Annotated in this window: 20 protein-coding genes and 1 pseudogene; 3 read left to right on the forward strand and 18 right to left on the reverse strand. The window is 67.5% G+C overall.

Annotated features, from left to right (window positions below):
* Nucleotides 1-47 precede the first annotated feature (47 nt).
* The 5 genes from purT to KUO17_RS15290 form a co-directional block, all read right to left on the reverse strand.
* The gene (gene purT / locus KUO17_RS15270) at nucleotides 48-1,229 is read right to left on the reverse strand and encodes a formate-dependent phosphoribosylglycinamide formyltransferase (protein WP_217976380.1); all 1,182 of its coding nucleotides are present in this window, start codon (nucleotides 1,227-1,229) and stop codon (nucleotides 48-50) included.
* 71 nt (nucleotides 1,230-1,300) lie between these two features.
* Complete coding sequence (locus tag KUO17_RS15275) at nucleotides 1,301-1,768, reverse strand: 7-cyano-7-deazaguanine/7-aminomethyl-7-deazaguanine transporter (RefSeq protein WP_217976381.1); 468 nt, start codon at nucleotides 1,766-1,768, stop codon at nucleotides 1,301-1,303.
* Between the two features lie 64 nt (nucleotides 1,769-1,832).
* Nucleotides 1,833-2,045: a DUF1289 domain-containing protein gene (locus KUO17_RS15280; protein WP_217976382.1), complete on the reverse strand. Its 213-nt coding sequence runs from the start codon at nucleotides 2,043-2,045 to the stop codon at nucleotides 1,833-1,835.
* Nucleotides 2,045-2,569, reverse strand: a complete 525-nt coding sequence (locus KUO17_RS15285) for a gamma carbonic anhydrase family protein (protein ID WP_217976383.1) — start codon at nucleotides 2,567-2,569, stop codon at nucleotides 2,045-2,047. The genes KUO17_RS15280 and KUO17_RS15285 overlap by 1 nt, the downstream gene beginning before the upstream one ends.
* A 40-nt stretch (nucleotides 2,570-2,609) precedes the next feature.
* Nucleotides 2,610-3,209, reverse strand: a complete 600-nt coding sequence (locus KUO17_RS15290) for a CoA pyrophosphatase (protein ID WP_217976384.1) — start codon at nucleotides 3,207-3,209, stop codon at nucleotides 2,610-2,612.
* Between the two features lie 131 nt (nucleotides 3,210-3,340).
* Here KUO17_RS15290 and KUO17_RS15295 point away from each other — a divergent pair, with 131 nt between their 5' ends.
* The gene (locus KUO17_RS15295) at nucleotides 3,341-3,895 is read left to right on the forward strand and encodes an NUDIX hydrolase (protein WP_217976385.1); all 555 of its coding nucleotides are present in this window, start codon (nucleotides 3,341-3,343) and stop codon (nucleotides 3,893-3,895) included.
* Nucleotides 3,896-3,923: 28 nt separating this feature from the next.
* Nucleotides 3,924-4,481 carry a L,D-transpeptidase family protein gene (locus tag KUO17_RS15300; protein WP_217976386.1) on the forward strand — a complete coding sequence of 186 codons (558 nt, stop codon included), beginning with the start codon at nucleotides 3,924-3,926 and terminating at the stop codon, nucleotides 4,479-4,481.
* 33 nt (nucleotides 4,482-4,514) lie between these two features.
* On the opposite strand, the gene KUO17_RS15305 is transcribed toward KUO17_RS15300, so the two are convergent.
* From KUO17_RS15305 to KUO17_RS15360, 12 genes and pseudogenes are all read right to left on the reverse strand, one after another.
* Complete coding sequence (locus tag KUO17_RS15305; protein WP_217976387.1) at nucleotides 4,515-5,162, reverse strand: general secretion pathway protein GspN; 648 nt, start codon at nucleotides 5,160-5,162, stop codon at nucleotides 4,515-4,517.
* Nucleotides 5,159-5,551 (reverse strand): type II secretion system protein GspM, encoded by a 393-nt coding sequence (gspM, locus tag KUO17_RS15310; RefSeq protein ID WP_255263602.1) that lies wholly within the window; start codon nucleotides 5,549-5,551, stop codon nucleotides 5,159-5,161. The genes KUO17_RS15305 and gspM overlap by 4 nt, the downstream gene beginning before the upstream one ends.
* The gene (locus tag KUO17_RS15315; RefSeq protein WP_217976388.1) at nucleotides 5,548-6,648 is read right to left on the reverse strand and encodes a type II secretion system protein GspL; all 1,101 of its coding nucleotides are present in this window, start codon (nucleotides 6,646-6,648) and stop codon (nucleotides 5,548-5,550) included. Before KUO17_RS15315 ends, gspM begins: the two co-directional genes overlap by 4 nt.
* Nucleotides 6,645-7,232, reverse strand: a complete 588-nt coding sequence (locus KUO17_RS15320; RefSeq protein ID WP_217976389.1) for a prepilin-type N-terminal cleavage/methylation domain-containing protein — start codon at nucleotides 7,230-7,232, stop codon at nucleotides 6,645-6,647. The genes KUO17_RS15315 and KUO17_RS15320 overlap by 4 nt, the downstream gene beginning before the upstream one ends.
* Nucleotides 7,229-7,594 carry a type II secretion system protein gene (locus KUO17_RS15325; RefSeq protein ID WP_217976390.1) on the reverse strand — a complete coding sequence of 122 codons (366 nt, stop codon included), beginning with the start codon at nucleotides 7,592-7,594 and terminating at the stop codon, nucleotides 7,229-7,231. Before KUO17_RS15325 ends, KUO17_RS15320 begins: the two co-directional genes overlap by 4 nt.
* Nucleotides 7,591-8,031 carry a type II secretion system minor pseudopilin GspH gene (gene gspH / locus KUO17_RS15330; protein ID WP_217976391.1) on the reverse strand — a complete coding sequence of 147 codons (441 nt, stop codon included), beginning with the start codon at nucleotides 8,029-8,031 and terminating at the stop codon, nucleotides 7,591-7,593. The genes KUO17_RS15325 and gspH overlap by 4 nt, the downstream gene beginning before the upstream one ends.
* A gap of 2 nt (nucleotides 8,032-8,033) precedes the next feature.
* Nucleotides 8,034-8,468, reverse strand: coding sequence for a type II secretion system major pseudopilin GspG (gene gspG, locus KUO17_RS15335; protein WP_217976392.1), 435 nt, complete (start codon nucleotides 8,466-8,468; stop codon nucleotides 8,034-8,036).
* A gap of 13 nt (nucleotides 8,469-8,481) precedes the next feature.
* Nucleotides 8,482-9,684 (reverse strand): type II secretion system inner membrane protein GspF, encoded by a 1,203-nt coding sequence (gene gspF, locus KUO17_RS15340; RefSeq protein WP_217976393.1) that lies wholly within the window; start codon nucleotides 9,682-9,684, stop codon nucleotides 8,482-8,484.
* A gap of 3 nt (nucleotides 9,685-9,687) precedes the next feature.
* On the reverse strand, nucleotides 9,688-11,136 hold the full coding sequence (locus tag KUO17_RS15345; RefSeq protein ID WP_217976414.1) for a GspE/PulE family protein: 1,449 nt from the start codon (nucleotides 11,134-11,136) through the stop codon (nucleotides 9,688-9,690).
* Nucleotides 11,137-11,141: 5 nt separating this feature from the next.
* Nucleotides 11,142-13,078: pseudogene (gene gspD, locus KUO17_RS15350) on the reverse strand (type II secretion system secretin GspD).
* Nucleotides 13,079-13,100: 22 nt separating this feature from the next.
* Complete coding sequence (locus KUO17_RS15355; RefSeq protein ID WP_217976394.1) at nucleotides 13,101-13,526, reverse strand: pilus assembly protein PilZ; 426 nt, start codon at nucleotides 13,524-13,526, stop codon at nucleotides 13,101-13,103.
* Complete coding sequence (locus KUO17_RS15360; RefSeq protein WP_217976395.1) at nucleotides 13,523-15,163, reverse strand: bifunctional UDP-sugar hydrolase/5'-nucleotidase; 1,641 nt, start codon at nucleotides 15,161-15,163, stop codon at nucleotides 13,523-13,525. Before KUO17_RS15360 ends, KUO17_RS15355 begins: the two co-directional genes overlap by 4 nt.
* 229 nt (nucleotides 15,164-15,392) lie before the next feature.
* On the opposite strand from KUO17_RS15360, the gene KUO17_RS15365 reads away from it, so the two are divergent.
* The gene (locus tag KUO17_RS15365) at nucleotides 15,393-17,459 is read left to right on the forward strand and encodes a PhoX family protein (protein ID WP_217976396.1); all 2,067 of its coding nucleotides are present in this window, start codon (nucleotides 15,393-15,395) and stop codon (nucleotides 17,457-17,459) included.
* A gap of 23 nt (nucleotides 17,460-17,482) precedes the next feature.
* Here the strand turns inward: KUO17_RS15365 and gspK are convergent, their stop codons facing one another.
* Entirely contained in the window at nucleotides 17,483-18,448 is a 966-nt protein-coding gene (gene gspK / locus KUO17_RS15370; protein WP_217976397.1) for a type II secretion system minor pseudopilin GspK, read from the reverse strand.
* Between the last annotated feature and the right edge of the window lie 117 nt (nucleotides 18,449-18,565).

Here is an 18,565-nt window from a genome sequence, read left to right on the forward strand (position 1 = left end):
GCATAACCCTGTGGGAGCTGGCTTGCCAGCGAAGGGGCCAGTGAAATCTACAGCTCTACGTTGACTGCCTGCGACGCCCGGGTCGCCTTGGCCCGCGCTGCTTCGACCGACTCGTCGCGCGCCAGGCACACGCCCATGCGACGCTGACCATTGACCTCAGGCTTGCCGAACAGGCGCAGGGCCGTATCCGGCTCGCTCAGCGCTGCGCCCAGGTTGGCGAACGCAGTCTGCTGCGAGGTGCCTTCCACCAGAATCACCGCCGACGCCGAAGGCCCGAACTGGCGAATCAGCGGGATCGGCAAGCCCAGGATCGCCCGCGCATGCAGCGCGAACTGCGACAGGTCCTGGGAAATCAGGGTCACCAGGCCAGTGTCATGCGGGCGCGGCGAGACTTCGCTGAACCACACCTGATCGCCCTTCACGAACAGCTCGACGCCAAACATCCCGCGACCGCCCAGTGCTTCGGTGACCGCCTTGGCCACCCGCTCCGACTCGGCCAGCGCCTTGAGGCTCATGGCCTGCGGCTGCCACGACTCCTGATAGTCACCCTTCTCCTGGCGATGCCCGACCGGCGCGCAGTAGGTGGTGCCACCGACATGACGCACGGTCAGCAGGGTGATCTCGTAGTCGAAGTCGATGAAACCCTCGATGATCACGCGGCCCTTGCCGGCACGCCCGCCTTCCTGGGCGTAGTCCCAGGCGTGCTGGATGTCATCGACACTCTTGAGCAGGCTCTGGCCCTTGCCCGACGAACTCATGACCGGCTTGACCACGCACGGGAAGCCCAGGTCTTCGACGGCCTTGCGGTAGTCTTCGAAGGTGTCGGCAAAGTGGTACGGCGAGGTCGGCAGGTCCAGCTCTTCGGCGGCCAGGCGACGGATGCCTTCGCGGTTCATGGTCAGCTGCGCGGCGCGAGCGGTCGGCACCACCGTGAAGCCTTCGGCCTCCAGTTCCACCAGGGTGGCGGTGGCGATGGCTTCGATCTCCGGCACGATGTAGTGCGGCTTCTCGGCTTCGATCACCGCGCGCAGCGCAGCACCGTCGAGCATGTTGATGACATGGCTGCGGTGCGCCACCTGCATGGCCGGGGCATCGGCGTAACGGTCCACGGCAATCACTTCAACGCCCAGGCGTTGCAGCTCGATCACCACTTCCTTGCCCAGCTCGCCACAGCCACACAGCAGTACACGGGTCGCGGTCGGCGACAAGGGGGTTCCGATACGGGTCATCTCAGGTCCTCAGAGGGAAGGAATCCAGGGCCGCCCCAGCACGGTGCAACCCGGTGAAAAGAAGCGCCATTTTACATGGCGCAGGCGTTCTTGCGTGCACGCCAGGCCATGGCCAGCCACACCACGGTGACGCCGGCAAACTTCGAGCCCAGCGCCGTGCCGACCACCGCCGGTGTCAGCGCGCCGATCATGCCGAAGAAAATGAAGGTGTCCAGCGGGATGCTCAATGCCGAACTCAGCCACAGACGGTCGTGCAGCGGTCGCCGGGTAATGCTGAACACCAGCCAGTCGATCAACTCCGACACGGCGAAGGCGGTGGCACTGGCCAGGGCGATGGCCGGCTCCGAAGTCACGTACGAGAGCACCAGCGCGCCCAGCATCGCCAGCAGCGCGCCATGCCCGAAGCGGGTCTGCACCATGTCGCGCAGGATGAACACCAGCCCGCCCCAGGCGGACCAGATCACGTCCAGGTGCGGCGCGCTGGAAAAGGCGTAGTTGATCAGCACCACGCTGGCGATGTAAGCAATCAGAAAGAACATAGAAGCACCGATGGGCAAGCCGTACAGGGTACTTGAGTGCCCCGGCACGGCCAAGCCCGAGCTATCAGCCGGCGGCCTTGCCGACCGACAGCACCAGCCCGGCGGCCACCGCGCGTTCATGGCACAGCACCAGCACCTGGCGCCGCTCGCTGTTGTCCATGCGGCCCCAGCGGGTGATTTCAGTGGCGCTGCGCTGGCAGCCGGTGCAGATGTCCTGCTCGTCCAGCGCGCAGATGTTCACGCAGGGCGAGGACACGGGGCGTTCAGGCTGGCTCATCAATCCTCCTGCGGGGCCAGGTCGCGGGCATAACGCTGGGCGTTGTGCACGTAGTGGGCGGCGCTGGCCTCGAGCAGTTGCTGCTGCGCCGGGGTCAGCTCGCGCACGACCTTGCCGGGCGAACCGACCACCAGCGAACCGTCGGGGATCTCCCGGCCCTCGGGCACCAGCGCATTGGCGCCGATGATGCAATGCTTGCCGATGCGTGCGCCATTGAGGATCACCGCACCAATGCCGATCAGGCTGTAGTCACCGACCGTACAGCCATGCAGCATGGCGTTGTGACCAACGGTCACGCCCGTGCCCAGGGTCAGCGGCCAGCCCATGTCGGTGTGCATTACCGCGCCATCCTGCACGTTGCTGTTCTCGCCAATGTCGATCAGCTCGTTGTCGCCGCGCAGCACCGCGCCAAACCAGACACTGGCACCGGCCTGCAAGCGGACCTTGCCGATCAAGGTGGCAGTGGGTGCCACCCAGCTCTGTGGGTGGGTCTCGACCCGCAGGTCGCCCAGACGATACTTCATGCGTGGTTCCTCACGGTCAGGCAATGGCGGGTGGGCCCGCTCAGGTTCTTGTGCTGCGCTCAGGCGGCTGATGCAGGCTGATGCGCGCATCGTAAAGCACGTTGACCAGTTCGACGATCATGATCGCCGACAACCCCCAGATCTTGTACTCGCCGAAGCGATAGCTGGGCACATACCAGCTACGCCCCTGGTAGTCGATGCGGTGGGTATGGTCGCGCGGGTCCTGGCGGAAGAATTCCAGCGGCACGCTGAACACCGCGGCGATCTCGGCATCGTTGGCGTGATACTCGACATAGTCGGGGATCAGCCCGACAAACGGCGTGACCTTAAGCCCATGCAGCGATACCAGCGGGCTCAACGGGCCGATGATCTCCACCAGGCCTGGCGGCAGGCCGATCTCTTCCTCGGCCTCGCGCAGCGCGGTGAACACCAGGTCAGGGTCTTCCGGGTCGCGGCGCCCGCCGGGGAACGCCACTTCGCCACCGTGGGTCGAGAGCCCCTTGGCGCGCAGGGTCAGCACCAGCTCGGGCGCTTCGCTGCGGGTGATGGGCAACAATACGGCAGCCTCGGGGAAACGTCGATCGGTCTCCAGGGTGGCCGGCGTATGACTGCTCATTCGGCGAAGTAACTCGTCCAGCATGGTCTCTCTCGTTCTGTCAGCTTTCTGCATCATGCACCAAAGGCGCAGCCCGCCCAAGCCCCCGCGACGATCACGCTTGCGGGGCTGCGCACAGTGGCGCGAAGATAGGCGCAGTCATCAGGAAGATAAGCATGAAATACTGCAGTGCGTGCGGCAACCCGGTCATTGAGCGCATTCCCGAAGGCGACAACCGCCCGCGCCATGTCTGCGATCATTGCCAGACCATCCATTACCAGAACCCCAACATCGTTGCCGGTGCGCTGCCCAGCCATGGCAGCCAGGTGCTGCTGTGCCGGCGCGCCATCGAGCCGCGCCGCGGCTACTGGACCTTGCCCGCCGGCTTCATGGAAAACGGCGAGACCCTGGAACAGGCGGCACGTCGCGAAACCGACGAAGAGGCCTGCGCACGCCTGGGCGCGATGAGCCTGTACCAGCTGTTCGACCTGCCGCACATCAATCAGGTGCACGTGTTCTTTCGTGCCGAACTTGCCGACCTGGCGTTTGCCGTGGGCGTCGAGAGCCTGGAGGTGCGCCTGTTCGAGGAACATGAAATCCCATGGGATGAGCTGGCTTTCAGGACCGTCAGTCGTGCCCTAGAATGCTACTATCTGGACCGCCAGGTGCAGCACTATCCGGTACGCACCGAGTGCCTGTCGCCGATGGCCGAGTCACCCACTTCAACGTAGACGTCGCTACTTTCAGGGATACCGTTTCATGCGCTGGTTGCTTGCCCTCTTCTGCCTCGGTGTGGCCTCGGTGTCCCAGGCGGCGTTTACCGAAACCATCCTCCGCAAGCCGGCCAGCCAGGTGGCGCCTGCCTCCCTGACGCCGGCGCCGGCCAGCGCATCGCTGATCGACAAGGTGCTGGTGCTCAAGTCCGAGCGACGCCTGCAACTGATGAGCGGCACCACCTCGATGAAGAGCTACCGTATCTCCCTGGGCAAGCAACCCAAGGGCGCCAAGTTGCGCGAGGGTGACAAGCGCACGCCCGAGGGCCTGTACTGGCTGGACTGGCGCCAGGTGTCGGACCGCTACAACCTGGCCATCCATGTGTCCTACCCCAATGTCAGCGATTCGGCCCGGGCGCGGCGCGAGGGCGTGCCGCCGGGCGGCATGATCATGATTCACGGCACCCCCGACAGCGAGGAATACCCCGAGGCGCTGTTCCATACCCTGGACTGGACCGAGGGCTGCATCGCCATGACCAACCGCGACATGCGCGAGGTGTGGAGCCTGGTCAATGACGGCACGTTGATCGAGATCCGGCCCTGACCCATCAGTGGCGAAGGGGCCCTGAGGGTCCCCTCACCATCTGAAGGTTCTGCGCAATTGCTCACTCCCCTGTGCCAGCCACTGCCCCCCCACCAGCACCGGGTACACCGCCGCCCCCTGCTCTACTTGCCCCTCCAGCGTCGCACCCGCAATACCCGCCTGCAGCGTGACCTGATGCTGCCCCGCCAGCCCCAGTTGCGCCAGCACCTTCAGGCCCTCACTGCACTCGACGCGTACCTCGCCACGCCCCAGTGCCAACGACCAGGGCGCCACCAGCGCCAGATCATCGGCCCACACCTGCCCCGCCGCCGTGCGGCAACGCCGGCCAGCACCGCGCACCTGCAACTGCCCTTGCCATTCACCGCTCAAGCGATAGCCCACTGCCACGCTGCGGGTCGGTCCCGAAGGTATCAACGTGGCCTGCCACGCCCACGGCCAGCCGGCCAGCTCGATGCTCCAGCGCTGTGCCTGATACCCCGCCTGCACCTGTGCGGCCCACGGGCGCACGCGCCAGCTCAGCGGCCCGACGGCCCCCACCCGCACGGCCTGGCCCCGCCACACGCTACCCGACACGCCTTCGACCGGCCACGGCACCGCCTTGGACACCCAGCGCGCCGGCAACCCCGCCAGCAACGTCAGGCCGAACACCAGCGCCATCCAGGCCACGCCCCTGACGCTCATCGCGCCAGCACCAGGTCGAAGCTCAAGCCCTCCTCGGCCTGCTCCAACCCCCATTGCAATGGCCGCGCACCGTCCCGCTGCAAGGCCTGCAACCAGTCCTGCAGCACGCGCTCGTCAGCTACCCGCCCCTGCACCTGCCAACCCGCCTCGGCCGGCTGTACCTCGCGCACCACGATCTGGCGCGCCGCCGCCGACTGCTGCAACGGCTCGACGCCGAGTGCCACACCGGCCTGCAACTGCGCCGCCGAGGCGGCCAGCGCCTGCCACTGCGTATGTTCGCGCCACTGCGCCAGCCCTTCGCGCAGCGCCAGGCTCAACACCAGCAGCGCAACGCTGACCCAGGCTGCCGGCATCAGCCAGCGCCGCTGCCTGTCTACGTCTACGTTCATGCGCCTGCTCCCAGTTCAAACACCAACCGCAGTTCATCCGTCGCCGGCTCAACCGTTACCTGTGCCCCCGCATTCGCGGCCATCGCCGCCCACGGCGTATCCGCCGGCATCGGCAGGCCGTGCAAATGCAGGCGCCAGCGCACCCCGTCAAACCGCGCCAGGCGCAGACGCCAACCGGGCCGGGCCTGCAGCCACTGCGCCATGGCCGCTTGCAACTGGTCGAGCTGGCGCAGCCGCAGGGTGTGTTCGTCCTGCACCTGGCGCTGGCGCTTGAGTACCTGCGCCGCAGCACGCGCCGAACTCACCGGCCCGGCAACGGCGGCCACCTGCGCCTGATACAGCGCACTCTGGCGCCATTGCAGGCCCAGCCACAGGCCGCCCCACAGCAATGCGAGCACTGCGCACCCCGCCAGCAGACGCTGCTGCCCACGTGCCAGGCGAGGACGCAGGCGCGGTGCTCGACGCAGTTCCAGCAGGCTGGCCAGGCGCTCCAAGGGTGCCAGCCGCGCAGGCCAGGGCCCCTCCAGTGTTTCGATCGCAAGGTCGCGCCAGGGCATCGGCAGGCTCGCCCCCAGCGCCGTCGGCCAGGCCAGCCACAGCTGGCGCGCATCCGCCGTGCTGCCCTTGTACAGGCTCAACTCCGGCGCCCGGCGCCAGCACCAGGCGCTACCCGGCGCGGCGTCGGGCAGCAACTGGAACTCCGCCCAGCAACGTTCGACCTTCAACCCCCAGCCCTGGCAGTGCGCCAGCCACTGCGCCAACGGCTCGCGCCCGACGCTCACCAGTTCCAGGCGGCCCTGCTGACGCGACACACACCCGGTGTGGATGGCCTCTGGCGCCTGCAACACGCGGTCCTCGAGCAGCAGCGGCCACTCTTCACGCTTGAGCCCAGGGGGTGCCGGCAGGTGGAAGTGAGCGCAGTCGCTACCCGGCAGAATCAGCGCCACGCGCGCGCCCTGCACCTGCGGTGGCCGGCCATCGCCCGAGCGCAGCACCTCGCCATCACAGGCCAGCAACCAGCGCCAGCCGTGGGCATCGGGACGCACCAGCAACCAGTGCCGTGGCGGGCGTCGGCGCCAGCGTCGAAGATCAGTCATTGACCCTCCGGCAAGACGAACGTACAGACATAGGGGTCTCCATCACGCTGGAATTCAAGACGCACGCCGCGATCCGGCTGGGACCGTTCGGCAGAAGGCCAGGCCAGCCAGCGGCTGCCCTGGCGAAAAGTGAACACCGGTGCCGACACGCCGGCCAACTGCTCGCGCAACACCCACTCGGTACGCGCAACCGCATACAGGTCGGCCGATGTCTCCAGCAGCAACTGTGAAGTCCGCCGGTCGTAACGCAGGCGCTGACGCTGCAGGCGCGACCCTCCTTCAGCCGCAGGCCAGGCTGCCAGCGCCACCCACTGCAACTGCAGATCGGCAGGCTGCCAGTCCAGCCAGGCCAGCGTCAGCGGCAAGCGCTGCTCATGCAACTGACGCAGCACCGTGGCGTCGAAACGTCGCTCCAACGCCAGGCAAAAGCTCAGCACCGACGTTGCCTGCGGCCCCTGGTCGAGGCGCTCGCGCACCGTCAGCCAGCCATTCACCAGCGCGGCCAGCAGCACCCCGAGCACGGCGGTCAGGGCCAGCGCCACCAGCAGCTCGAGCAAGGTCAGGCCCTGTTGCCGACGCCTCATGGGCGTACCAGAAAGATACGGTACTGGCCCAGCGACTCGCGCCCATCGCGGTCGGCAAACAGCAGCAGCTCGCCGCGGCGCAGGTTGCGCACGCCGGTCGCACCCAGTTGCAAATGCCAGTGGCAGGTACCCGGACCCTGGCGCAGTTCGCCACGACTCTGGGCGTGCGCAGGCCAGTACTGCTCCACCGCAAAGCGTGCTTCCAGCTCGCGGGCGCACAGGGTGCCGAGGCGATGCTGCTGTACGGTCTGCTGCACCGCCAGGCGCTGGCGCAGCACCTGGCTGGTGATGATCGCCATGGTCGCGGCGATGCCCAGGGCCACGGTCACTTCAAGCAGGGTGAACCCGCGCTGGGCCTTCATGGCACGACCGAGATGTGCAGGCCGGCCTCGCGCTGCCACTGCCAGCGCTGCGCGCCCTCAGCCCAGCGCCAGTTCAGTAACGCGGGTGCGGCCAGGCCCGAAGGCGTGAAGATCACCCGCGGCGCAGGGCTGGCCGGCCAATCCGCACGCAGCCCGGCGGGCCAGTCGCCCAGGGCTACAGGATCAACGCGCCACTGGCCGCCTTCGACCTGTTGCACGAACTCGGGCCGCTGGCCATTCCAGCGCAGGCCACGCACCTGCCCACTGTGCAGCGCCAGCCCGGCCTGCGCGCGTGCCGCCGCAGCCAGGCGCTCAAGGGCTTGCTGCATGGGCGCCTTGACACTGTCGAGCGAGGCCACCGCCAGCCCGGTCATCAGCCCGGCAATGGCAATCACCACCAGCAACTCCAGCAAGGTAAAACCGCGCTGAGCCGGCATGCCTACAGGTCCCAGTTACCGATGTCGGCGTCGATGCCCTCACCGCCTTCCACGCCGTCGGCGCCCAGCGAGTAGATGTCGATGCGCCCGTGCTGCCCCGGCACACGGTACTGGTAGGGCGAGGCCCACGGGTCCTGCGGCAGGCGCCGGATGTAGCCGTCTGCACGCCAGCTGCGTGGTATCGGCTCCGCCTGCGGCTTGCTCACCAGTGCCGACAGGCCCTGCTCGGCGGTGGGAAAGCGCAGGTTGTCGAGGCGATACATGTCCAGCGCCTGCTCCAGGCTCGACAGGTCGGCCATCACTTTCTGCTTCATGGCCTTGTCCTGGCTGCCCAGCACGCTGGGCGCCACCAGTGCGATCAACAGGCCGATGATGAAGATCACCACCATGATTTCCATGAGGGTGAAGCCGCGCTGGCGGGAACGTCGGGTATGCATGGTAAGGCTCCTTTTAAAGTGTCAGGCCCTGATTGAGCTGCATGATCGGCAACAGCACCGCCAGCACGATGAACAGCACTACCGCGCCCATGACCAGGATCATCAGCGGTTCGAACAGTGCCATCACCGTGTCGACCTGGCGGGCAAAGGCGCGCTCCTGGTTGTCCGCCACGCGTTCAAGCATGTCGGGCAAGGTGCCGCTGGCCTCGCCACTGGCCACCATGTTCAACAGCATCGGCGGGAACTGGCCGCTGGCATCCAGCGCACGGTGCAGGCTGACGCCGCTTTGCACATCGCTGCCGACCTTTTCCAGGGCCAGGCGAATACGCCGGTTTTCGAGGGTGGCCGTGGCCACCTGCAGGGCTTCGAGCAACGGCACGCCACTGCCGGCCAGAATCGCCAGGCTGCGTGACAGCCGCGCGCTTTCCAGCACCCGCAACAGCGCGCCGATACGCGGCAGGCGCAATAACAGGTCATCGCGGCGCAGGCACCAGCGTGGCTGGCGCAACAGGCGCGCGGCCAACAGCGCCAGCAGCGCGCCGGCGCCCAGCAGCCAGGGCCCGACCAGCACCAGCGACTCACTGGTGCCGATCAGCAGCCGGGTCACCAGCGGCAAGCTTTGCCCTGAATGGGCGAACTGCTCGGTAAGCCTGGGCACCACAAAACTCATCAGGCCGACCACCACCGCCAGCGACACGCCCATCAGTACGCACGGGTAGATCAGGGCGGTACGCGCCTTGTGCTGCTGGCGCTGCACCTGCTCCAGGTGCTCAGCCAGGCGTTCGAGCACCTGGGCCAGGCGCCCGGAGCGCTCGCCGGCCTCGACCAACGCGCAGTACAGCCCGGTGAACAGCCCGCCCTGGCGTGCCAGGCTGCGGGCCAGCCCCAGGCCTTCGGCCAGCGCGCCGCGCACCCCCACCAGCAGGTTGCGCAAGGCGGGCTCCACCAGTTGGCGCTCCAGCGTGGCCAGGGCATCCACCAGCGCAATGCCGGCGCCGGTCAGGGTCGCCAGTTGACGGGTCAACTCGCATAACTGGGCGCGGCTCACGCGCTGGCGCCGCGGCTGTACGCCAGCGCCGTGCTGCGCCTGCAACTGACGCGCGAACAGGCCCTGCTCGCGCAGCAACTGGCGCGCATGGCGTTCGCTTTCGGCCTGCAGGCTGGCCTTGTGGGTACGCCCGGCCAGGTCCACGGCCTGGTATCGATAGGTCGGCATGGGTCAGCCCTGCACCGCGCGAAGGACTTCGGCAAGGCTGGTCTCGCCCCGCTGCAGGCAGCCGCTGGCCATGCCGGCCAGGCTCAGGCGCCGGCCTTGCAGATGCGCCTGCATCGCCACTTCGCTGGCGCCGTCGTACAGCAGGCCGATCAGCCCCGCATCCAGCTCGATGAACTCGTACAACCCCAGCCGGCCGCGATAGCCACTGCCCTGGCACTGCGCACAGCCCACCGCGTGATAACTCTGCTCCAGCGCCGCCAGCTCCGGCCACAGTGCCCGCTCGGCAGGTTGCAACGGCTGCGCCGTGGCACAACTGCACAGCCGCCGCACCAGGCGCTGGGCCATCACCCCGCGCAGGCACGAGGCAATCAGAAACGGCTCCACGCCCATGTCGCGCAGGCGCGTCACCGCGCCCACCGCGCTGTTGGTGTGCAGCGTCGAGAGCACCAGGTGCCCGGTCAGGCTGGCCTGCACGGCAATCTGCGCAGTCTCGCGGTCACGGATTTCGCCCAGCATGATCACGTCCGGGTCCTGGCGCAGGATCGCGCGCAAGCCACTGGCGAAGGTCAGGCCGGCACGCGGGTTGATCGCGGTCTGGCCGATGCCGGTGATGGCGTACTCCACCGGGTCTTCGACGGTGAGGATATTGCGGCTGCCATCGTTCAGGCTGTTGAGGCTGGCGTACAGCGTGGTGGTCTTGCCGGAGCCTGTGGGGCCGGTGCTCAGCACGATGCCGTTGGGCCGCGCAAGGCAGGCGCGCAAGCCGGTCTCGACGTCGCTCGGCATGCCCAGGTTACCCAGCGACAGCAGGCTGGCCTGCTTGTCGAGCACACGCATCACCACGCGCTCGCCATGAATGCCGGGCAGGGTCGAGACCCGCACGTCCACCTCGCGGCCACCCGAGCGCAGGGTGATGCGACCGTCCTGCGGCTGACGTTTTTCGGCGATGTCCAGGCGTGCCATGACCTTGATCCGTGATACCAGCATGGCCGACAGCGCACGCGGCGGGCGCAGCACTTCACGCAGGTGACCATCGACGCGCAGGCGCACCACCAGGCTCTGTTCGAAGGTTTCGATGTGGATGTCCGAGGCCTGCAAGCGCAGGGCCTCGCCGAACAGGCCATTGATCAGGCGGATCACCGGGGCCTCGTCGTCGCTTTCGAGCAGGTCCTCGACCCGGGGCAGTTCACCGATCAGGCTGTCCAGGTCGACCTGCTCGCCGATGCCTTCGATCAACGCCGCCGTGGCGCTCTCGCCGGCCTGGTACAGCTGGCCCAGGCGGTTGTCGAAACTGGCGCTGTCCAGCTGGCATACCTCCTGCGGCTGGCCATGCACGCGCAGCAGCTCGTGCAACTGGTCGCTGTCGGCGTCCTCGCGCAGCCACAGGTTCCAGCCATCGGCGCCCGGCGCCATGGCCAGGCCGCTCTGGCGGGCCAGGCGGTAGGGCAGCAACGGCATCACCAGGTGCCCTCGTCCAGGCGCTGGCGGCTGGCCGGGAACACCCGCAGCAATTCGCCGCCGTCGGCAAGGTCGGGCAAGGCCAGCGGTGTGCCCTGTTGCAGGTTGCGGTACTTCTCGCTGCTGAGGCTGGCCAGGCTTGCGCCGTCACGCATGATCTTCGGGCGGATGAACACCATCAGGTTCTGCTTCACGCCCTGGCTGCCGGACGAGCGGAACAGCCGGCCGATGCCTGGAAGGTCCCCCAGGAACGGCACCTTCTGATTGCTCTCGGTCACCTGGTCGCTGATCAGCCCGCCGAGGATCACCAGGCCGTTGTCCTCGACCATGACCTTGGTCTTGATCTCGCGCTTGTTGGTGATCACGTCGCTGGCCGAGGCGGTGTCGGCGATCGACGACACCTCCTGCACGATGTCCAGGCGCACGGTGTTGTCGCTGTTGATCTGCGGCTTGATGCGCAGCTTGACGCCCACTTCCTTGCGCTCGATGGTCTGGTAGGGGTTGGTGTTGTCCTGGGTCACGGAGCCGGTGACGAACGGCACTTCCTGGCCGACCAGGATCGACGCCTCGGCGTTGTCCAGGGTCAGCAGGGTGGGCGTGGACAGCAGGTTGAAGCCGCTGTTGCTCTTGAGTGCATTGACCAGCATGGCGAAGTTGAACCCGCCACCGAAGTTGCCGATGCCGGCGGTCACGCCGTTGACCCCGGACAGCAGCTTGCCCAGCGCGGCGTTGTCGTCACCGGCGACCGCGCCGGCAATGCCGGTGATGCTGGCGCCACCGGTACCGAAGTTGACCGCGCCGGCGCCGAATTTCTCGCCGGCGAACAGCCACTGCACACCCAGCTCTTCGGCACGCGAATCGGACACCTCGGCGATGATCGCCTCGACCACCACCTGGGCACGGCGGATGTCCAGTTGCTCGACGATGTTGCGGTAGGCCGCCAGTTCGCTGTCGGGGCCGACCATGACTACCGCGTTGGTGCCCTCTTCGTACTCCAGGCGAATACCCGACAGGTTGACCGGGGCCGGCGCCTTGGCGCCCTTGTCGCCTTCGGCCACTGGCGCTGCCGCCTCCTGGCTGAGGCTGCGCAGCACCTTGACCACCTCGGCGGCGTTGGCATGGCGCAGGTAGATCACCTGGGTGTTGGAACTGCGCAACGCATCGCCCGGACGATCCAGTTGCGCCAGCAACGCACGCACCCGTTCGCGGCTGTCGGCACTGCCGCGCACCAGCAAGGCGTTGCTGCGCGGGTCGGCGACCACCTGGGCGCTGTCGGCGCCCTGCTCGCGGGCCAGCAGGCGGCTGATCAACTGGCTGGTGTCGCTGGCGCTGGCATGCTGCAGCGGCATCACCTGCAACGGCTCTTCGCTGACCTGATCGAGCTGGCGCAGCAGGCTGTCGATACGCTCCAGGTTGCTGCGCCAGTCGGTGACCACCAACAGGTTGGCGGCCGGGTACGGAGTGATCACGCCGACACGCGGGTCGATCAGCGGCTTGAGGATCGCCAGCATCTGCTCGCTGGCGGCATTGCGCACATTGAACACACGGGTGGCGATGCCGTCGCTGCCGGCCTGGGCCTTGCGCCCGTCCTCGACCGGTACCGGCTCCAGGCGCGCGGCCTGGTCGGGCACGATCTTCACGCTGCCGTTGGGCAGGTCGACGGCAGCAAAGCCCTGGGCGCGCAACTGGGCCAGAAAGATGTCGTAAATGGCCTCGCTGTCATGCCGATCGACGTGCGCACGGTGACCTTGCCCTTGACCCGCGGGTCGACGATGAAGGTGGTACCGGTGATGCGCGACACACTGTCGATGAACTCGCCCAGTTCGGTGTCGACAAAATTGACCTCGTACAGCGGCGTGTCGTTTTCATCCAGCGCCAGCGGCTCGGGCTCCTCGGCCCAGGCCAGGTTGAGCCCCAGGGCCAGCACGCCGGCCATGCAGAGTCTTGCGATCATCACTTCATCCTTGGCGCTTGAAACCGGTCACGGCAGGCCGTGGCGGCCAGGGCAGGCGCTCGCGCCGCCCCTGGTTGTCGAAAATCAGGCCTTCTTCATCGATGTCCTGCAGCACGATACCGGGCGCCAAGCGCTGGCCGCGCGCGAAGGTACGCACCGCCTGGCCATAACGCAGCACCACCACCGTGGCGCTTGCCGGCACGGCCTTGAGCCCGCCCAGGTACTGCACCGGCAACCCGGTCAGCGGCAGCGCGCCGCTGGCGGGCGGCGCCTGCCAGTGGCCCGGCAGCAGCCCGGGCACGGCCTGCGTGGCAACCTGCTCGGCCGGCGCCGGCAGCGGCGCACGGCTGGCCAGCAGCACACACTGCGCAGCCAGCCAGCCGGCCAGGCTCAACAGCACGGCGGTGAACACCCGCGACGGCGTGATCAACTCGGCAGCCCGCGCGGGTGCCAGCCGGGATGGCCTTGCACGTAGCGCACTTCGGGCAAGGCCATCGGCGGCAACTGCCAGCCCTGCGCCTGCCGTGCCAGCCAGGCTTCGACCCGCTGCCACAATGGCTCGCCGGACTCGTTGCTGAACTGCAGGCCGAACGTGCGGCACTGCCCCTCCAGCGCGGCCACCCCGGACACACGCTTGCCCGAAGGGCTGTAGCTGACCTGCCAGGGTTCGCCGAACCAGCGTGGCAGGTCCTGGCTGTTGTCCAGCAGCAGGGGGGCACCGAACAGTTGCTCGGCGGCGTTTTCCAGCACCTGCTGAATCTGGCGAGCCGGCACCTGCACCACCGGTGCCGGGTAGCTGCCGGTAAGGCTGATCAGGTGCTCGCGGGTGATCGGTTGCCCCGCCGCCAACGGGCTGTCGTAACGTAACCCCGGCAGCAGCACTGGCGCCGAACTGCCCTCGGCCAGCGCCTGCTGCAGCAGGTTGTCCCAACTGCCGCCACGCGTATCGCGCCGCCACAACGCTTGCGGGGCACGCGCCAGCGGCTGGTCGAGCCAGGCCGCATGCCCGGCGCGTTGCTGCTGCAACTGGCTGCGCAGTTGCCCCGCACGGGCCTGACCGCTGGCGCTCAGGGCGTGCTCGAACGCCGGGTGAAAACGCGCGATGAACTGCCAGCGCCCGTCATGGCGCTGGCAGTTCAGCTGGAACACGCCGCTGGCGCGGCTACCGGCCAGCAGCACCGGCACCTGCCTGCCACTGGCCTGCAGCACATTGATCGGCGCAGGCCACAGGTCCTGGCCGCGGGCGCACAGCACCAGGTCGGCGTCGCTCAGGCGTTCGGCCAGCCACAGGCCGGGGCCGGTGCCGACATCGGCCAGGGCCACCACCAGGTCGGCCTCGCGTCGTGCCTGCTCGAAGGCCGGCAGCAGCGATTGATACCACTGTTTGAGCGAGGCTTTCTGGTCCTGGGCGTAGGGGTCGGTCACCCCCACCACCGCCACCTTGATGCCGGCGCGGCGCACCACCGTAAAGGCCGGCGTGCCCAGCGCCTGGGCCTGTGCCGGGGCGAGGCCGGCGCCGAGCACGGCCTGGCCGTACTGGCGATAGAGGCCCGCACACTGCTGCGGCCACAGCACGCGCTCATCACTGCTGACACGCACTTCGCTGCCGAGCAGGTGGCTGCCCTGCACACCGCTGGCGCCCTGGGTCAGGTAGGCCAGGCCGCTGCCGTTCCAGCCCTGGCCGTTTTCCAGGGTCAGGCAATTGTCGTGGCCCGCCGCTTCGCGCAGTTGCTCGAGCAAGGCACCGAGCACCGCGTAACCGCCGGTGTGCACGCCCTCGCTCAGGCTCGCATCGAGCAAGGGGTTGAGTTCGGCGCGCGGTTGCCGGGCGCTCGCCCCGCTCATCCACGGCGCCTGGCCCAGGTGGCTGACCGGCCCCAGTCGGGTGGCGGGCACTACCGGCGTACCGGGCTGACGCGCATCCAGGGTGTCGCCGAAGTACAGCAGGTCGACCCCGGCACTGTGCCCGGCAGACGGCATGCCCAGGCTGGAACAGGCCGTCAGCAAGGGCGCCACGGCGCCGACGCCCATCCACCCCAACACCTCTCGTCTGCGCATGCTCGCCATCTGCTCCGTGGTCCTCGGGCTTGTCTGTTGTCGGACCCGGATAGTGCGGCGGCGGGATTACAGTTTGATGGCAGTTATTCGACAGGACCTGCAAAACCCCATTCAAATCAATTGGTAAGCAATAGCGGTGTGACAGGTCTTTTCACAAAACTGCCAATCAATCATCACACTTGGGCTCTAGAGTGCCGGTTTCCGTAGAAGCCACTTCACTTAACAAGGATATGAAGAGATGAGTCGAGACACCGGCGACAATCTGGACCGCAACACCAGTGGCAACCTGCCAATGGCGTCTGTCCTGGATGCCTACCTGAGCCGCCGCAGCGTGGTACGCGGCAGCCTCGGTGCCGCGATCGCGATGATTGCAGGGACAGGCCTGAGCGGCTGCTTCGACAGCGGCGGCGGGTCGGACAACGATTCCAAGCCACCGGTCACCCCCGAACCGGTCACCCCCGAAGAGCCGAAGCTGAAACTGGGCTTCAACTCCATCCCTGGCTCGCGCACCGACGCCTGTGTCGTCGCCGCCGGCTACAGCGCCTACGTGCTGGCCCCCTGGGGCACCCCGCTGAACAGCCTGGCCAACCCGTGGAAAAGCGACGGCACCAATACCTCCACCGACCAGGCCAACTCGATGGGCATGCACCACGACGGCATGCACTTCTTCCCTATCAACGGCAGCTCCGATGACGGCCTGCTGGCGATCAACTTCGAATACATCGACGCCGACGCACTGCACCCGGCCGGTCCCACCGTGGACGGCAGCGGCAATCGCCCGGTCGAGGAAGTGCGCAAGGAAATCAACGCCCACGGCGCTGGCGTGGTGCGCCTGAGCAAGGTCAGCGGGCGCTGGCAGGTGGTCGACAACGACCCGCTCAACCGCCGCTTCACCACCGCCACCGTGATGGACCTGGCCGGCCCGCTGCGCGGCAGCGACCACGTCAAGACGGTGTTTTCCACCGCCGGCACCGAGGCCCGCGGCACCAACAACAACTGCGGCAACGGCTACACCCCGTGGGGCACCTACCTGACCTGCGAAGAGAACTGGCCGGGAATTTTCGTCAACACCAGCGCTAGCGTACCGGACGATCAGCGCCGCATCGGCGTGAGCACCAGCGCGGGCAACTACAAATGGGAAACGGCGGCGAACGATCCCAGCGAAGTGGACGGCGAGTTCACCCGCTTCATCCTCAACCCCACCGGTGCCAGCGCCACCGATGACTACCGCAACGAAGCCAGCACCTACGGCTACATCGTCGAGATCGACCCGTACGACGCCAGCACCCGCGCCACCAAGCGCACCGCACTCGGGCGTTTTCGCCACGAAGGCTGCTGCCCGGCGCTGCCGGTGGCCGGCAAGCCGGTGGTGTTCTACATGGGCGACGACTCCAAGAACGAATACCTCTACAAGTTCGTCTCTACCGCCCTGTGGGACAGCGCCGACGCCACCCCGAGCAACCGCCTGGCCACCGGTGCCAAGTACATGGACGACGGCAAGCTGTACGTGGCGCGCTTCGACGCCGACGGCAGCGGCCACTGGCTGCTGCTCGACGTGGCCACCAGCACCACCGGCGGCTCGACCCTCGGCGCGCTGTACACTGACTTGCCGGGCATCATCCTCAACACCCGCGGCGCCGCCGACGCAGTGGGCGCCACCCCGATGGACCGCCCGGAATGGACCACGGTCAACCCGCTCAACGGCGACGTGTACCTGACCCTCACCAACAACGACTCGCGTACTGCAGCCAACGTCGATGCTGCCAACCCGCGCGGGCCGAACAAGCACGGGCACATCATCCGCTGGCACGACAGTGACGATCACCTGACCTTCACCTGGGACATCTTCGTGTTCGGCGCCAACGCCGCAGCCACCGCCGATATCAACCGCTCGGGCCTGAGCGAACTCAACCAGTTCGCCAGCCCCGACGGCATGAGCTTCGATAGCCGCGGGATTCTGTGGTTCCAGACCGACAACGGCGAGTCGACCCTGACCAGCTACACCAACGACCAGATGCTGGCGGTGATCCCCACCGACCTGGTAGACGCCAATGGCAAGCAGGTGCCGGTCAACGCGCAGAACCAGGTGGACCTGCGTCGTTTCTTCGTCGGCCCGAACGGCTGCGAGGTCACCGGGATCGCGTTTACCCCGGACAACAAATCGATCTTCGTGAACATCCAGCACCCGGAAAACTGGCCGTCCACCGATGTCGCCACGGCGGTCACGCCAGCCGGCACCCCGGTGCGCCCACGCGCATCGACCGTGGTCATCCAGCGCAACGATGGCGGTGAAATCGGCGTGTAAGCTGCCCCGATGAACCGTTGCCCTTACCAGGGCAGCGGTTCACGCCGGGTCACCCGCACCTGCTGGGCCGGCACCCGCGCATGCCATTGCACCACACCGCGGGCGTGCACCTGGTACTGGCTGCGCAGCACACGAGCGTCCTGCTCGATCTCCAGCTGCAACAGAAAATGCCCGCTGTTGAGCAGCAACCCCTCACTCAAACGTTCGAACGTCGCATCATCCAGCGCCCCCAGCGCCTGGCGCAATGCGCCGGCATCGCGGTAGCCATCCGCCGGCCGCGCGCTGACGATGCGCGTCAACAGGGCACGACTCAGCCCCCCTTCGTAGAGTGCCTCGAGCAACGGCAGTTGATCGAGCGTCAGCGCGTTGGCATTGAGCCGCCAGCCGGTGGTCTCGGGCAGCGCACACAGCTGCGGGTAGCGCGCCTGGCGCTGCGGGTCGGGCTGCAGCAGCAGGTTCAGTTCGCTCATGTCGAGCATCAGCTGATTGGCCGCCAGGCGCGGGGGGGCCTGGCGCAGGTAGTGATCATTTTCAGCGCCGTTCAGGCGCGCCTGGTGATCGCTGTCGATCCAGTCGGCCAGGGCGTGGGTCATCTGCACTGCGGCCATGTCGCCACCGAGCAGGTACTGCAGTTGGCGTTCGGCTCGCTCGGCGTCGTCGCCGGCCAGGCTGTTGACGTTGAAGCAGGTGTGCAGGTCGCGAATGCGCAAACGGGCCGAACCACCGATAAAGGCATAGGGCAGCGGCTGCCCGCGCAAGGCTTGCCAGAACAGCGGGCTGGCACGCCAGGCCGGGTCTTGCAGGGCCTGTTCGGCAAACGCCAGTGCGGCCCGCTCCATCGCCCGCGCCTGCACGCGCTGCTGCACCAGGCGCACCCCGTCGACCTGCGCGCGGCCCTCCTGCACCAGCCAGGCCAGGCCACCGGCGAGCATCGCCAGCACCACCAGTACCATCAGCAATGCCGCGCCTTGCTGTCGCTTGCCGCCCATCGTTGCCTCACCTTGTGCCAAAGAGGGGCCAGTCAACACGGCGGATGTTTCAGGCACATGGCAAACGCGCTCGGCGTCACCGTTGCGTCATAAAGCGCAGGCAGGATAAAGCCTTCT

Origin of the sequence: Pseudomonas aegrilactucae (assembly GCF_019168305.1) — a bacterium.
GTDB classification, from domain to species: domain Bacteria; phylum Pseudomonadota; class Gammaproteobacteria; order Pseudomonadales; family Pseudomonadaceae; genus Aquipseudomonas; species Aquipseudomonas aegrilactucae.

Excerpts from the sequence above, each read along its gene's own strand:
- gspK (WP_217976397.1), bottom strand. The coding sequence starts at position 18,448 with ATGGGCGGCAAGCGACAGCAAGGCGCGGCATTGCTGATGGTACTGGTG.
- purT (WP_217976380.1), bottom strand. The coding sequence starts at position 1,229 with ATGACCCGTATCGGAACCCCCTTGTCGCCGACCGCGACCCGTGTACTG.
- KUO17_RS15295 (WP_217976385.1), top strand. The coding sequence starts at position 3,341 with ATGAAATACTGCAGTGCGTGCGGCAACCCGGTCATTGAGCGCATTCCC.
- KUO17_RS15280 (WP_217976382.1), bottom strand. The coding sequence starts at position 2,045 with ATGAGCCAGCCTGAACGCCCCGTGTCCTCGCCCTGCGTGAACATCTGC.
- KUO17_RS15275 (WP_217976381.1), bottom strand. The coding sequence starts at position 1,768 with ATGTTCTTTCTGATTGCTTACATCGCCAGCGTGGTGCTGATCAACTAC.
- KUO17_RS15290 (WP_217976384.1), bottom strand. The coding sequence starts at position 3,209 with ATGCTGGACGAGTTACTTCGCCGAATGAGCAGTCATACGCCGGCCACC.
- gspM (WP_255263602.1), bottom strand. The coding sequence starts at position 5,551 with ATGAACGTAGACGTAGACAGGCAGCGGCGCTGGCTGATGCCGGCAGCC.
- KUO17_RS15315 (WP_217976388.1), bottom strand. The coding sequence starts at position 6,648 with ATGACTGATCTTCGACGCTGGCGCCGACGCCCGCCACGGCACTGGTTG.
- KUO17_RS15325 (WP_217976390.1), bottom strand. The coding sequence starts at position 7,594 with ATGAAGGCCCAGCGCGGGTTCACCCTGCTTGAAGTGACCGTGGCCCTG.
- KUO17_RS15285 (WP_217976383.1), bottom strand. The coding sequence starts at position 2,569 with ATGAAGTATCGTCTGGGCGACCTGCGGGTCGAGACCCACCCACAGAGC.
- gspH (WP_217976391.1), bottom strand. The coding sequence starts at position 8,031 with ATGCCGGCTCAGCGCGGTTTTACCTTGCTGGAGTTGCTGGTGGTGATT.
- KUO17_RS15305 (WP_217976387.1), bottom strand. The coding sequence starts at position 5,162 with ATGAGCGTCAGGGGCGTGGCCTGGATGGCGCTGGTGTTCGGCCTGACG.
- KUO17_RS15365 (WP_217976396.1), top strand. The coding sequence starts at position 15,393 with ATGAGTCGAGACACCGGCGACAATCTGGACCGCAACACCAGTGGCAAC.
- gspG (WP_217976392.1), bottom strand. The coding sequence starts at position 8,468 with ATGCATACCCGACGTTCCCGCCAGCGCGGCTTCACCCTCATGGAAATC.
- gspF (WP_217976393.1), bottom strand. The coding sequence starts at position 9,684 with ATGCCGACCTATCGATACCAGGCCGTGGACCTGGCCGGGCGTACCCAC.
- KUO17_RS15320 (WP_217976389.1), bottom strand. The coding sequence starts at position 7,232 with ATGAGGCGTCGGCAACAGGGCCTGACCTTGCTCGAGCTGCTGGTGGCG.
- KUO17_RS15300 (WP_217976386.1), top strand. The coding sequence starts at position 3,924 with ATGCGCTGGTTGCTTGCCCTCTTCTGCCTCGGTGTGGCCTCGGTGTCC.
- KUO17_RS15360 (WP_217976395.1), bottom strand. The coding sequence starts at position 15,163 with ATGGCGAGCATGCGCAGACGAGAGGTGTTGGGGTGGATGGGCGTCGGC.